Below are 16,103 nucleotides of genomic sequence, written 5' to 3'. Positions count from 1 at the left end.
AACCGAATTTTCTTAGCTAATGAACAATTTGAAATTGGTTTCCAGACTTCAGGTTATTAAAAATGCGAGGGCTATTCTTAAAAACCCATTGCCTTTTCATCATAAGAACTTTGAAGCCTATGGAGATTATTTCAATATTCGTTTAACTACTAAGAAGCCGGTTCTTTTCACCAGGAATCCGGGGCTTGTTAAATACATTCTACAAAAACAACACAAAAAATTTCAAAAATCATCCTTACAAACCGTTGATTTGGCAAAGTATGTAGGGCATGGGATTTTAACTTCCAATGGAGAACATTGGAGGACTCATCGAAGAATGGTGCAGCCTGCTTTTCATAAAAAGAAATTGCAAAATTTAGTAAGGGTAATGCATCAAGCCGTGCTTTATGAATTGGAACGTATTCCTACGGAAACTGAAGAAGATATATTTCCGTTAATGGGGGATTTAGCTTTCCAGGTAGTTGCAAAATCGCTTTTTAGTAGTACGGATATCCGTGATAAAATGCAGCGTCTAAAATATATTACTGAGGCCAATCAGCGTATGCTAATTAAGGAAATGAGACAGCCCTATCTTAAGTGGTGGTTTAAGATAAATGGTGAAATCAAAAAACACCTATCTCTTTCCGATGAGTCCAAATTACTTCTTTTAGAGATTATTGAAGAAAGACGCAATGCGGGACAAGAAGTAGACGATCTTTTAGATATGTTATTGAAGGCTCGTTATGAAGATGGGTCGCTCATGTCTGATGCCCAATTGATAGATGAAGTACTGATTCTTTTTACGGCCGGACACGAAACAACGGCAAATGCGTTGAGTTTTGCGCTATACTTATTGGCAAAACATCAAGATATTCAGGAGCAGGTATATAAAGAGGTGTCCGTAGAAAAAACAGCTCTTGGTCAATTGGAGTTTACACAATGGGAAAGGAAATTTCCCCTAGTAAAATATTGTTTGGAGGAAACACTTAGATTATATCCGCCAGCCTATGTTATTGATAGGGTGGCTATAGAGGATGAAAAATACGAAGGGATATCCATCCCTAAAGATACTCTAGTGTTGATGTCTTTATACGAGTTGCACCGATATGCTGGTTTTTGGGAAAATCCCGAACAATTTAATCCATACCGTTTCAAAGCTTTAGATAAGTCGGAGTATGGTGATTTCTATTATCCATTTGGAGCCGGACCAAGAATGTGTGTGGGTAATAATTTTGCTATGGTAGAAATGATGATTACCATAACAGAGATTATTAGGAAATATAAAATAACTACCTCTATGGATACCGTAGAAATAGATCCCCTAATTTCGCTAAAACCTAAGAAGGTAACTTTAACATTTAAAGCCAGGTAAGTTGTCTTGGATGAAAATCATCAAAATACCAAATTGTAAAAGGCAAAGCAAAACGCCTTGTTTTTATGTCATGTAACATTCTACGCTAATTAGCAATTCCTCATTTTATTAAATTTTCTCAAGGTTTTTGAGCTATAGTATATAACATTGCTCCCCATGCTTGCGAAAATTATAACATCTATCACCCAAATAGCGATTAAATAAGAGGTATTTGTTTTGAATTACTTTTATTATTATTTGAACGATTTGTAACATCCTTTTCAATAGAAAAAGATTAAATTTAAGTAAGTCAACCATAATTGTATTTGTGTTTTCCAGTACAGTGACTGCAGGTGGTATTTCTCAAATGTAGAAGTACTAAAAACTTATCCTTAAAATAAGGGGATAATAAAAACTGTTCACAAAATTAGAAACCATAAGTGAAAGAAAATTTTGGTTATGACGACTTTATCACATTCGCAGGACGATGGGTTTATTGCTAAGCTAACTGATATTCTTTCGGCTAATTTGGAGAATGAAAATTTTGGTGTGCGAGAATTAGCCAGCTCAATTGGTTTAAGTCGCTCCCAACTACACAGAAAACTACATGCTATTAAGGGGGAATCTGCAAGTCAGTTTATTAGAGAATATAGACTGCAAAAAGCTCTCAAATTATTAAAATCAAACATTTATACAGTAGCCGAAGTTGCTTATAAGGTGGGTTTTGCAAGTCCTACTTACTTTAACACCTGTTTTAATGATTATTTCGGGTATTCCCCAGGGAAGGTTAAAGATAAAAGCTTCATTAGTCTACAAGAGAAGGATTTAGAAGAAGGGGCAACTACAGCCATTAAACCTTGGGCAGCTTTTATAGGTTCCAATGTGTATAGATTTCGGCTTACGATTATTAGCATCTTAACTGTAGTGGCAATTGGAATCTTATTTTTTTTCTACCATCTTAATAGTAATCGAAATAATTTATTAAATGGTACAATAAAGGAAGAGGCCAAGACCATCGCTATTATCCCTTTTAAAAATCTCAGTGAAGAAATAGAGAATCAATATTATGCCGATGGCATTATGGCGTCTATTCAAAGTAATTTGAATAAAATGTCCGGAATTAAAGTGATTTCCAGTACTAGTATGGAGCAATACAGGGAAACCGTTAAAACGGCTTCTGAGATTGCTGAAGACCTAGGGGTTTCTTACCTTTTAGAAGCAAGTGTGCAGCAGTATGAAGACAAGATTCGGATTATAGTTAGGCTAATAGAAGCCAAAAAGGATCATCAAATTTGGTCCGAAACTTATGATAGAAGTCTTAAAGATATTTTTGCAATGCAAACAGAGATTTCTGAGCAAATAGCAAAAAAATTAAATGCTAACCTTTCTTTGGAGGAGTTAAAACAAGTGGAGCGTATGCCTACCGATGATCTGGAAGCCTATAGCCTATATCTCAAAGGAAAATATTTTAAGGATCATGGAGGGGAACATAGTTTTGAAAACAGCAACAAGTATTACCAAGAAGCGATCGATAAAGACCCAGAATTTGCTTTAGCGTATTCGGGTTTGGCGGATTTACATTTTATGCATCTTTTTACTGGGCTTTCGGAAGGGACCATTCTAGATAAACTAAATAATATAAGGCAGTTAGCCCTTATTGCGACCGCTTTAGATGAAGGTCTGGCAGAACCTCACAGTATTTTAGGTTCTTTGGAGGGGGTGTTTAATTATAATTGGAAGGAAGCTGAGAAAGAGTTAGTGATAGCTATAGGCTTAGACCCAGGGAACTACCTTACTAGAATGCAATATGCTCGAATTTTATTTGTTACCGAACGTTTTGAAGAAGCTATGGAGCAGCTTTCTCATGCGCAATTGCTAAACCCTTTGTGTTATTATGTATATAGCTTCAGTGCTATTTATAAAGTGCAAATGGGGAATTATGCCGAGGCTAGTGAGGATACTAATAAAGCATTAGAAATTAATAAAGGTTATATAACGGCTTATTGGATTAATTTTGATTTACATATGGTTCAGGGAAATTATGACTTAGCTAATAAGGATTTGCAATGTATTCTGGAGTTAGATCCTAAAACAAGTCAATACAGTCCGGTGATTGCAAAATTGTATAAGGAAAATGGGATAGATGAAATCTTTAAATGGCTCATAGACTTTGATGAAACCCTAAATGAAGTAAACGTTCCCTTTTTTATGGCTCAGAAGTATTCATTTTTAGGAGAAAAAGATAAGGCGCTAGAGCTATTAGAGAATAGTTTAGAACTAAGGATTCCACATATTATCAGAATAAAACATAATATCTATTTTAGAAATCTCCACACTGAACCCAGATTTTTAGCGCTACTAAAGAAAATGAATTTAAGTGCTACTTATGGTCCTCAAAATTCAATCTATTAACTTTAGGATATAATGTCCATTAAGAGCGTCGTTTTCATCACATCAACGCTCATTAAAAATTACTTTTTCTTATTTGATACCGGGTTTGTTAGCTTTCAATTATGTTCTTAAGTCTTTAAAATATAATTGAATGAAATTACAACATTGTTGCTATGTACCCTGCGGTATTTTAAAGCATCTTCCTTAAGTATAAATCCATAAAATTATAGCATCATGAAAAAGCTAATTGTAGGCATTATGTTTCTAGGACTTGCCAGCCTAGGGTTCTCCCAAGAAATAGGTGAAGAGGTGAAAGAAGTAGAGCTAACTGGAGTTACAGTGTCGCCTATTATAAATTCTGTATATCTAGATGAGGTTAGGGACGAGTTTACGCCTGTTCGTATTCAAGTTCTAGAAGAGGAGGTTGCTAGATACGATGTTAGGAAATCTGATTTTTATGATGGGGGATTACATTCCTACGTTGTAAGATTTATTGATAAGAAAGGAAGGATAGTTGCTACTTTTGATCACGAAGGGAATATTTTGTATGCTTTCGAATTTTATAAAAATGTAAGGATGCCATCTAAAATGATGTCCGAAATTTATCGAAATCACTCAGGGTGGGTGCCATACGAAACCAAGTATATTGTGAATTATGCAAAACGTAAAGGCGTGAAAAAGTTTTATAAGGTAAGTTTGGCCAAGAACGATATTCGTAAAAAGTTAAAATTATCCCTGTAGAAATATAATTAGAAGACCTTTGTTTTAATAAGAAGTGTGGGGTGGTAATATAGAATTTCAAATGAGAATTGTACCTTAGCAACCCAATCTTTTTTCCCGCTTTTAAAAAGTTATATATAGTGGGGATAGAAAAGCGATAGTACTATGTCTGCCCATCAAAAGAATACCGAACTTATAAAAACCGAAGCAAAACGCCTCGGTTTTTTGTCCTGCGGAATTTCTAAAGCTGAATTTCTGGAGGAGGAAGCTCCTAGATTGGAAAAATGGCTTCGAAACAATATGAATGGGGAAATGCAGTATATGGAAAATAATTTTGACAAACGTTTAGATCCTACTAAACTAGTTGAAGGGTCAAAATCTGTCATCTCTTTATTGCTCAATTATTACCCTGAGGAAAAACAGTTGGATGGTACTTATAAGATTTCCAAATACGCTTATGGGCAGGATTATCACTATGTAATAAAAACGAAACTCAAGCAGCTGCAAGAATTTATTTCTGAAGAAATAGGCGAGGTTAACGGAAGGGCTTTTGTAGATTCCGCTCCAGTATTGGATAAAGCCTGGGCAGCTAAAAGCGGCCTAGGGTGGATTGGAAAGCACAGTAATTTATTGACCCAACAAGTGGGTTCGTTTTATTTTATTGCCGAATTGATTATAGATCTGGAACTGGAGTACGATTCCCGGGTTACAGATCACTGCGGTACCTGTACTGCTTGTTTGGATGCCTGTCCAACCAAGGCTATTGTAGCCCCATATGTGGTGGACGGTAGTAAATGTATTTCCTATTTTACCATCGAATTAAAAAATGAGCTTCCAGCAGAATTTCATGGAAAATTTGATGATTGGATGTTTGGTTGTGATGTATGCCAAGACGTATGCCCGTGGAACCGCTTCTCCAAACCCCATCAAGAACCTTTATTTGACCCTAAACCGGAATTGCTCTCCATGACAAAAAAGGATTGGGAAGAAATTACAGAGGAGGTTTTTAGAAAAGTATTCCAAAAGTCTGCCGTAAAACGAACCAAATTTTCTGGACTTACCAGGAATATTGACTTTCTTAAGAAGTAAAATAAGAAAAGTATAGCGTAGTGTGTCCCTCCCGCGGTGAGGCCCGAGAACAGAACTTAAGCTAACATCAGTTTGGATCACTATAAATTTAGGGGGCACGAATTGCTTCTTGTATAAGCTTGGGCATATATAAATTCAATACTGCTTACCATGCTTCTTTCTTAAATTAGTACACGGATCCGATAGCTTATCATTTTTTAATCTTTATAGTTTAAAGAATACTGTTAACTTTGTTTTTCAAAACAAAACCTTATGAGTAAGCAAAGGACCAGGCGTGAAGCTTTAGTTTATCATGCAAAACCCCAACCAGGAAAAATTAAAATAGTCCCTACAAAGCCCTATTCTACACAGCGTGATCTAGGTCTCGCATATTCTCCCGGGGTTGCGGAACCCTGTTTGGAAATTGCAAAAGACAAGGACAATGTATATAAGTATACCGCTAAGGGAAACCTTGTAGCGGTAATATCTAACGGAACTGCCGTATTGGGCCTAGGTGATATTGGCCCTGAGGCTTCCAAGCCCGTAATGGAAGGGAAGAGCCTATTGTTCAAAATTTTCGCGGATATAGATAGTATCGATATTGAAATGGATACTACGGATGTAGAGAAATTTATAGAAACAGTGAAAATTATATCACCAACCTTTGGTGGAATAAACTTAGAGGATATTAAAGCCCCAGAAGCATTCGAAATAGAGAGACGGCTAAAAGAAGAATTGGATATTCCCGTAATGCATGACGATCAGCACGGAACCGCAATTATCTCTGCAGCGGCCTTGCTAAATGCGCTAAAGCTCACCGGCAAAAAGATGGAAGAGGTGCGTATTGTAGTGAGTGGTGCCGGAGCAGCTGCAGTTTCATGTACCCGATTGTACAAAGCGTTTGGTGCAAGAGATGAAAATATAGTTATGTTAGATAGTAAGGGGGTTATCCGTAGAGATAGACCTGACCTTAGTGGTGAAAAATTAGAATTTGCTACAGACAGACAAATAGATACTTTGGAAGAGGCTATGATAGATGCAGAAGTGTTTATTGGGCTCTCCAAAGCAGATATACTTAGCCCGGAAATGCTATTATCCATGGCGAAGGATCCTATTGTGTTTGCCATGTCTAATCCAAATCCGGAAATTGATTATAACCTGGCCATAAATACTAGGAAAGATATTATTATGGCTACTGGTAGATCTGACCATCCCAACCAAGTAAACAATGTTCTAGGATTCCCATTTATATTTAGGGGTGCTTTGGATGTGAGGGCGACAAAGATAAATGAAGCCATGAAAATGGCAGCAGTAAAAGCCTTGGCCGAACTCACCGAAGAAACGGTGCCAGAGCAGGTGAATATTACCTACGGTTTAACCCGACTTACATTTGGTAGGGATTACATAATTCCAAAACCCTTTGATCCTAGACTGATTTTGGAAATTCCGCCAGCAGTGGCAAAAGCTGCTATGGATAGCGGGGTAGCAAAGGTGCCTATTGAAGATTGGGACAAGTATAGGGAAGAATTATGGCAACGCTCAGGGAATGATAATAAAGTGGTCCGATTGCTGCACGATCGCGCCAAAATGGATCCCAAGAAAATTGTCTTTGCGGAAGCAGACCATATAGATGTTCTAAAAGCTGCCCAAATCGCTTATGATGATGGAATAGCGATCCCGATATTATTAGGGAATAGAAAGGTGATTGAGGAACTGATGAAGGAGCTTGAATTTGATGCTGAAATAGAAATTATTGATACGCAGTCCGATGAGACCGCTGAACAAAGAAATCGCTATGCTGAAAGATTTTTTGAAAATAGAAAACGTAGTGGGGTGAGCCTCTATGGCGCTAAAAGGAAAATGAGGGAGCGAAATTATTTCGGTTCCATGATGGTGCTGGAGGGTGATGGAGACGGTATGATTTCTGGATATTCCCGTGCCTATCCCACTGTAGTAAAGCCGGTTTTTGAAGTGATAGGAAGGGCGGCAAATGTGAAGAAGGTATCCACGGTAAATATTATGATTACCGAAAGAGGGCCTATGTTCTTGGCAGATACCTCTATTAATATAGATCCCAATGCCGAAGAAATTGCAGAAATTGCGAAGATGACGGCTAATGTGGCCAGTACTTTTGGTTTTACCCCCGTTATGGCCTTGTTGTCCTATGCTAATTTTGGGTCTTCTTCGCATCCACATGCCTTAAAAGTTAGGGAAGCTGTAAAAATATTGCACGAAAAATATCCAGAACTACAAGTAGATGGAGAAATTCAAACAGATTTTGCCTTGAACAAGGAATTACATCAAGAGAAATTTCCATTCTCCAAAATATCCGGTAAAAAGGTAAATACGCTAATATTCCCTAATTTGGAATCGGCGAATATTACGTATAAACTGTTGAAAGAATTAAATCAGGCAGATTCCATAGGACCAATTATGGTTGGCCTAAGACGGTCTATACACATTCTGCAATTAGGTGCAAGTGTAGAGGAGATGGTGAATATGACCGCAGTAGCGGTAATAGACGCACAAGAAAGGGAGAAAAGAAGAATTGCAAGGGGAGCCAAAAGATAATTTCAATTTGATTGATCGCAACTTCCTATTCTAAAATAAATGTATCTAAAAGGGAACAGCCTCTTTTTGGTACATTTTTTTAAAGAGCCTTATTGATAATGGCATCTTGTTTAAAAATTAATATTAAACCAATAACTGATCAATGATTACCCATTTACGAGGAAAATTAGTAGAAAAAAATCCGACCTATATCGTTATAGATTGTGGAGGAGTAGGCTATTTTGTTAATATTTCACTACATACGTTTTCCAAGATTGGGGATTCTGAAAATGTTCAGGTGTATACCCATCTGCAAGTGAAGGAAGATTCTCATAGCTTGTTTGGTTTTTGGGAAAAATCGGAACGTGAGATTTTTAGATTGCTATTGACTGTTTCGGGTATTGGCGCCGCTACGGCCAGAACTATGTTGTCTTCTTTAAGTCCGTCTCAGATCAGAGATGCCATTGCTGTTGGAGATGCCAAGACAATACAAGGAGTAAAGGGGATTGGTGCCAAAACATCGCAAAGGGTTATTTTAGACTTAAAAGACAAGATTCTGAAAATTTATGATATTGATGAACTTTCCGTACCACCAAGCAATACAAATAAAGATGAAGCGTTATCAGCATTAGAGGTTCTTGGATTTGTTCGCAAGCAAGCTGAAAAAGTGGTGGACAAGGCTATTGCACAAGATTCCGGACTAAGCGTTGAAGATATCATAAAATTTGCGCTTAAAAATTTATAACAAATTTGAAAAAGGGGGCTAAATTTAATCTTACATCCTTACTTAAGGGTTTTTTTCTATTCGTGTTTTTTTTGGGAGCGGGCTTCAATGTCTTGGCGCAAGATATAGACGATGAAGAAAATACTTCCCAAGAGATAGACTCGGTAAAGACCGGGTTTGCCTTGGGGAAGATGGTAATGGAGAATCCCGAAAGCATCGTTTCAAAATATACCTATGATCCTCAAATGGACCGTTATATTTATTCGGTAACTGTAGGTGATTTTGATATTAGTTACCCCATTATTCTAACTCCAGAGGAGTATATGGAATTGGCCCGTAGAGAAGGAATGAAGGCCTATTTCAAGGAGAAAATTGATGCCTATTCCGGAAAAAAGGAGGGTAGTGAAGCAGCAAGGAAAAATTTACTTCCCAATTTTTACGTTAACAACAATTTTTTTGAAAGTGTTTTTGGGGGCAATACTATTGAAGTAATCCCTCAGGGTTCCGTAGCTATGGATCTGGGTGTAATTTGGCAGAAAAATGACAACCCCTCCCTTTCTCCACGAAACCGTACCAATCTATCCTTTGATTTTGATCAACGGATTAGCCTAAGTATGTTGGGCAAGATCGGAGAAAGATTGCAGGTGACCGCTAATTACGATACAGAGGCCACTTTTGATTTTCAAAATCTTGTAAAGTTGGACTATACCCCTTCTGAGGATGATATACTTCAGAAGATCGAGGTGGGGAATGTGAGTATGCCCCTAAACAGCTCCTTAATTTCTGGGGCACAGAGTTTGTTCGGGGTAAAGACCCAACTACAATTTGGAAAAACCACTGTTACCGGAGTGTTTTCCGAACAACGTTCACAAAGTAATACAGTAGTTGCGCAAGGTGGTGGTGCAGTTAATGATTTTGAGCTCAGAGCTCAAGATTACGATGCCGATAAACACTTTTTTCTAGCACATTATTTCAGGGATAATTATGATGAGGCCCTGGAAAATTATCCATATATCCGTAGTCAGGTCCAAATAACAAGATTAGAAGTTTGGGTAACCAATAGAAGTCAGCAGACCTTAAACATTAGGAATGTAGTGGCCATTCAGGATTTAGGGGAGGCAGTAAACGATAGAACAAGGATCGGACAAAATAATGGTGCTCCTGCCGGTTTTTTCAATCCTTCAGCTGCAGGCAATCTGCCAAGGAATGCTGCAAACGATTATAATCCAGCACTCATTGGGAATGGTGGGGCATTAAATAGTAATATTAGGGACATTGCTACCGTAAAGAGTGGATTTGTTGTTCCTGGATATTCGGTAAATCAGGGTTTTGATTACGCTATTTTGGAAAATGCAAGAAAGCTAGAGCCGGGAAGGGATTTTAATTATAATGCGCAGTTGGGATATATTTCCCTAAATCAACGTTTAAGTAATGATGAAGTGCTGGGGGTGGCTTTTCAGTATACCTATAACGGGGAAGTATATCAGGTAGGTGAATTTGCCAATGGTGGATTAGATGCTACTACAGTGTCCCCAGGGGCGGAAATCCCTGTGAATAATAACACCCTGATCCTAAAGTTGCTGAAAAGTAACATTACCAATGTGGTAGACCCTATCTGGGACCTTATGATGAAAAATATTTATGCCACTGGTGCATATCAATTGAGTCAGGATGACTTTAAATTTAATATTCTTTATAACGAAACAACACCTAGGAATTATATTACTCCTGTAGAGTCGGGCCCTGGAAGTGGTTGGCCTGCCACGCCTAAGGCGCTGGAAGAGCGAATATTGCTAGATGTTTTCAATCTAGACCGGTTAAATAATTACAATGATATTCAACCTGGTGGAGATGGATTTTTTGACTTTGTTCCCGGAATAACCATAGACACCCAAACGGGTAACATCATCTTTACAAAAGTAGAGCCGTTTGGTGAATTTTTGTTTGATCTGCTTGGAGGCGGTACCTATAAGGTGGATAATGATCAAGGGTATAATGCCAACCAAAAGAAATACGTATTTAGAAATATGTATGCGCTACCTTCGGCCGCTGCACAACAAGATGCCGATAAAAATAAGTTTATCCTAAAGGGAAGATATAAGTCGCAAGGAGCAAGTGGTATTCCAATAGGTGCCTTTAACGTGCCTCATGGATCTGTAAGGGTAACTGCAGGTGGCCGACAATTACAAGAAGGCATAGATTATACGGTAAATTATCAAGCTGGTACGGTACAAATTCTAGACCCTAGTTTGGAAGCTTCCAATACCCCAATAAATATTTCTGTAGAGAACAACGCTGTTTTCGGTCAGCAGACAAGACGTTTTGCTGGGGTTAATGTGGAACATCAGTTTAATAAAAATTTTGTGTTAGGCGGTACCTTGTTAAACCTAAACGAAAGACCGTTGACACAGAAATCCAATTATGGGGTAGAGCCCGTGAACAATACCATTTTCGGATTAAATAGTAACTTCTCTACAGAGGTTCCCTTCTTAACGCGTTTGGTTAATAAACTTCCAAATATTGATACGGACGTTGCTTCTAATTTATCTGTACGTGGGGAAGTGGCTTTTTTAAAGCCCAGCTCTCCCAAGAATGCCAATTTTCAAGGAGAGACTACAACTTATTTAGACGATTTTGAAGGGGCCCAGTCTTTAATTGATATTCGTTCTTTCTTAGGTTGGTCATTGGCTAGTCCGCCAGTAGAGTTTTTGGCAGAAGATAATAGCATGGAGTCTGGATATGGTAGAGCAAAATTGGCATGGTATACAATTGATCCTATTTTCTACTCAAACCAAAGACCATCCGCTATAAGGGATGATGATATTTCTACTAACGAAACTAGGCGAATATATATCCAAGATGTTTTTAACCAAGATGTTCCGCAAGGGCAGACCTTGGCGCAAAACACCCTGGATCTTGCCTATTATCCCCAATTGAAAGGACCATATAACGCAAGTCCAAATTTTGACGTAGAACGTCCAGAAGATAAGTGGGGAGGGATAATGCGATCGCTGAACAGTACCAATTTTGAGCAGTCTAATGTGGAATATCTTCAGTTTTGGGTATTGGACCCCTATGTAGATGGAATTGCTTCCAGTGCAGGGGATCTAGTGATAAACTTTGGAAATATCTCTGAGGATATTCTACCAGATGGGAGAAAGCAATACGAAAATGGATTGCCTGTGAATCCCGATTCCAATGATCTTACTTATAAAACAGTATGGGGAAAAGTGCCTGCGACCCAATCTTTGGTATACGCTTTTGATGCGGATGAGAATAACAGAAAGAAACAAGATGTGGGTTTTGACGGCCTAGACGATGAAGAGGAAGCGACCTATGTTTTTGCCGGTGGCATTTCCTATAATGGCCCTCCAGAAGATCCGGCGTTGGATAATTATGAATATTTTTTGGATAGGGAGGGGAGTATCCCACAACGCTATTTAAATTATAATAACCCTCAAGGGAATTCTCCAGTGACGGTCAGTAATAAGAGCAGGGGGTCCACTACCTTACCAGATGTGGAGGATATAAATAGGGATGGTACCATGAATACGGTAAATAGCTATTTTGAATATCGTATCAAAATTAAACCCGGAACTTCTATTAATGACAAGTATGTAACAGATGTTAAGGAAGGAGTTACCCGTACGTTGCCTAATGGCGATAACTTAAACGAACGTTGGATACAATACAAAATACCTCTGAGTGATTTTACGGATGCTAAGGGTGGGATTAGCGACTTTAGGTCCATTAGCTTTATGCGAATGTTCCTTACCGGATTCTCTAGTGATGTAATTTTACGTTTCGCTACTTTAGATCTTGTACGTGGCGATTGGCGAACCTACACTAGATCCCTACAGCCAGATGTAGATTCTGATCCATCGGACGATGGGACTTTAGTAGATGTAAATGCCGTTAATATTGAAGAGAATGCCAATAGAAGTCCCATTCCCTATGTTTTGCCTCCAGGTGTCGAGAGAGAACGCTTAAATAATAACAACACTATAATCAGGCAAAATGAACAGTCTATGTCCTTTAAGGTAGATAATTTGGAGCCAAAGGATTCTAGGGGTGTTTTTAAAAATATTAATGTAGATATACGACAGTATAAACGATTAAAAATGTTTATGCATGCAGAAGAGAAAGTAGAATCGGACTATGCTGATGATGAATATCCCTTGGTCGGATTTTTAAGGATAGGAACCGATTTCTCACAGAATTACTACCAAATAGAATTGCCATTGCAATTCACCTCTTTTGGAGCTACTTCGGCTACTGAAATATGGCCAAATGTTAACCAATTGGATTTGGCTTTAGATGATCTTTCAAAAGTTAAATCGGCGGGAATTGCCTCTCAGAGTCTTAATACCGTGAATTATTATGAGATAGTAGATGGGGTAGCAGTACAAGTAAATGAATTTGACCCTAGGACATTAGGGAAAGTTAGGATCGGTATCCGTGGTAATCCTTCTTTAGGGAGTATCCGTAGTATGATGGTGGGGATAAAGAACGATGATGATCTTCCAGCAAGAGGAGAGGTTTGGTTTAATGAGCTGCGTCTGGCTGGATTGGATAACAATGGAGGATGGGCAGCTATTGCAGCGGTAGATATGAATATGGCAGATTTTGCTACCCTTTCCGCGACAGGTAGTAAGAGTACCTCCGGATTTGGTTCTATAGATCAAATGCCCAATGAACGTGCTAGGGAGGATGCTATTTCCTATGATATGGTCACCAATGTTAATTTTGGTCAACTTTTCCCAAAACAATGGGGACTTCAATTGCCTTTTAATTATGGTATTTCGGAACAGGTGATTACTCCCGAGTTTGATCCAGTATATGATGATTTAAAACTAAATGATCGGATTGCCGCCGCACAAACTGCCGAGGATGCAGAAGCTGTTAGGCAACAGGGAGAAGATTACACCAAGCGAACAAGCATCAATTTCATAGGAGTTAGAAAGGACAAGGCTGCAGATTCCCAGGCCCGTTTTTACGATGTGGAGAATTTCACCTTTAATTATTCTTATAATGAAGTTAATCACCGGGACTTTGAAATTGCAGAACTGCACGATCAAAATGTAGTGACAGGCTTTGTTTACAATCATAATTTTGACCCCCTTTCAGTTGAACCTTTTGCGAAAAAGGACTCCTTATTTACGAGTAGGTATTGGAAATGGCTAAAAGATTTAAATATTAATGTGTTACCAGCAAGTGTCTCGCTGCAATCCAATTTTAACAGGGCGTTTAATCAGCAGAAATTTAGAGATGTATTTGAGCCGGGGGTAGAAAAACTAGAGCTGCCTTTTCTACAACAACGAAATTATCTTTTTAATTGGCAGTATGCTATCAATTATAGTTTAACGAAGTCCTTACGTTTAAACCTAACCGCCTCTAACAACAATATTGTAAGAAACTATTTTGCTGATGATGGAAACCCAGATTCCGGAATAGATCCTGCATTGGGTCTTTGGGATGGATTCTTTGATATTGGCGAACCCAATAGACACTCACAAGAATTACAATTGAACTATGAACTCCCGTTTGATAAAATCCCTTTTCTCGATTTTATAAATGCCCAATATACCTATACCAGTAATTTTGACTGGCAACGTGGTGGAGATGCTATCCGTGAGGTGGCAGGAGAGGATGTGAATACGGTGCAAAATGCCAATACGCATAACTTGACTACCTCACTTAGTATGCAGAAGTTCTATGATGCCATCGGATTGGGAAGAAGAAATGCTAGGACACCTGTTAGGGGGCAGACTGCTTTGGCTAGGGCTGCCAATGCCCAAAACAATGAGAATAATGATGTTGAACAATCGTCGGATGCTGGGTATAATGCTCTTATAGATGTGCTTACCATGGTAAAAAGGGTTAATGTAACTTATAGTGAGAATAATGGAAAAGTACTTCCAGGTTATACTAAATCGGTCGGGTTTATTGGTACGGTAAAACCAACCATAGGTTTCGTATTCGGTAGTCAGGCAGATGTGCGTTTCGAGGCGGCTAAGAATGGTTGGTTAACTACCTTTCCAGAGTTTAGTCAACAATACATGGAAAACACCAATAGGCAATTGAATATAACAGCAACGGCACAGCCAACGCGGGATCTTACTATTGATTTGGTGGCCGATAGACAATTCTCAGAAAGCTATAAAGAAAGTTTTAATGTTGCAGATTTAGGGAACAATGCCTTTGAATACGTAAATCTCCTAGGAAACAATTTTGGAAATTTCAGTATTTCTACCATGATGATCAGCACGGTGTTCAATAAGAGCAACGAGTTTGGGTCCACTAATTTTGACACTTTTAAGCAAAACCGCCTTACAGTGGCAAATAGAATTGTGGAAGAGCGAAATCAGGATACAGGCGTAGTGGACGGTGATGGATTCCCTGAGCGATATGGGAAAACTAGTCAAGATGTACTGCTGCCAGCATTTTTTGCGGCCTATACTGGGCAAGATGCGGACAAGGTGAATCTAGGTGCTTTAAGGAATATTCCAATTCCTAACTGGAACATTAAATATACTGGCCTTATGCGAAATGCCTGGTTTAAGGAGAAGTTTAATCGTTTTTCTTTAACCCATGGGTATCGTTCTGCTTATAGCATCAACTCTTTTCAGACCAACTTGGAGCGTACCCAGATGGTAAATGAAGGTCTTGAGCCAGTAAACATGGAAAATCAGGATTTTCTGCCAGAGACTATAATGAATAACGTAGTGTTAACCGATCAGTTTAATCCTTTGGTAAAAGTCGATTTTGAAATGCGGAATTCCATGAGTGTCTTAGCTGAAATTAGAACGGATAGGGCCTTGTCCTTAAGTTTTGATAATAATTTAATGACAGAAATCAATGGGAAGGAGTATACCGTAGGTTTGGGATATAGATTTAAAGATGTAAAATTTGTAACCAACATTGGTGGCGATCAGCAGCGGTTAAAGGGTGACTTAAATCTTAAGGCAGATGTAACCCTTAGGGACGATGTTACTATAATAAGGAATTTAGATATAGATAATAATCAGATAACCTCTGGTAAAAATATTATGTCGTTAAAATTTAGGGCAGATTATGCGTTAAGCAAAAGTTTAAATGCACTCTTCTTTTACGACCATTCCTTTTCTAAATTTGCCGTTTCTACCGCCTTCCCCCAAACCTCTATCAATACCGGGTTTACCTTGGTATATAATTTCGGAAATTAAGCTTTCGTATTAATACTAGGGGTGGAATAATTGCTTTCCATATATTTACTCAGAATATTCGAAAAGTTTAAATGCGTAATATTGATTTGCTACGGATAATCTTTTACATTTGTTT

7 protein-coding genes are annotated in these 16,103 nt (G+C 38.4%); all 7 read left to right on the top strand.

All coding sequences use genetic code 11. From position 1 onward, the window contains the following. Nucleotides 1-19: 19 nt before the first annotated feature. Entirely contained in the window at nt 20-1,351 is a 1,332-nt protein-coding gene (locus G466_RS0104065; protein WP_026812501.1) for a cytochrome P450, read from the top strand. A gap of 438 nt (nt 1,352-1,789) precedes the next feature. After that, the gene (locus G466_RS0104060; RefSeq protein ID WP_026812500.1) at nt 1,790-3,742 is read left to right on the top strand and encodes a helix-turn-helix domain-containing protein; all 1,953 of its coding nucleotides are present in this window, start codon (nt 1,790-1,792) and stop codon (nt 3,740-3,742) included. Nucleotides 3,743-3,955: 213 nt separating this feature from the next. Next, on the top strand, nt 3,956-4,462 hold the full coding sequence (locus tag G466_RS0104055) for a hypothetical protein (RefSeq protein ID WP_026812499.1): 507 nt from the start codon (nt 3,956-3,958) through the stop codon (nt 4,460-4,462). 144 nt (nt 4,463-4,606) lie between these two features. Beyond that, a complete protein-coding gene (gene queG, locus G466_RS0104050) occupies nt 4,607-5,530 on the top strand; it encodes a tRNA epoxyqueuosine(34) reductase QueG (RefSeq protein WP_026812498.1) in 924 nt (307 codons plus the stop codon). Between the two features lie 252 nt (nt 5,531-5,782). Further along, on the top strand, nt 5,783-8,080 hold the full coding sequence (locus G466_RS0104045) for an NADP-dependent malic enzyme (protein ID WP_026812497.1): 2,298 nt from the start codon (nt 5,783-5,785) through the stop codon (nt 8,078-8,080). A gap of 142 nt (nt 8,081-8,222) precedes the next feature. Next, nucleotides 8,223-8,804, top strand: a complete 582-nt coding sequence (gene ruvA, locus G466_RS0104040) for a Holliday junction branch migration protein RuvA (RefSeq protein WP_026812496.1) — start codon at nt 8,223-8,225, stop codon at nt 8,802-8,804. A 5-nt stretch (nt 8,805-8,809) separates the two neighbouring features. Then, nucleotides 8,810-15,988 carry a T9SS outer membrane translocon Sov/SprA gene (sov, locus tag G466_RS0104035; RefSeq protein WP_026812495.1) on the top strand — a complete coding sequence of 2,393 codons (7,179 nt, stop codon included), beginning with the start codon at nt 8,810-8,812 and terminating at the stop codon, nt 15,986-15,988. The last annotated feature ends 115 nt before the right edge of the window (nt 15,989-16,103 follow it).

This window comes from Arenibacter certesii DSM 19833 (assembly GCF_000429545.1).
Classification (GTDB): Bacteria; Bacteroidota; Bacteroidia; order Flavobacteriales; family Flavobacteriaceae; genus Arenibacter; species Arenibacter certesii.
The sequence above is the reverse complement of the archived record's forward strand: the minus strand, read 5'-3'. Positions and strand labels throughout refer to the sequence as shown.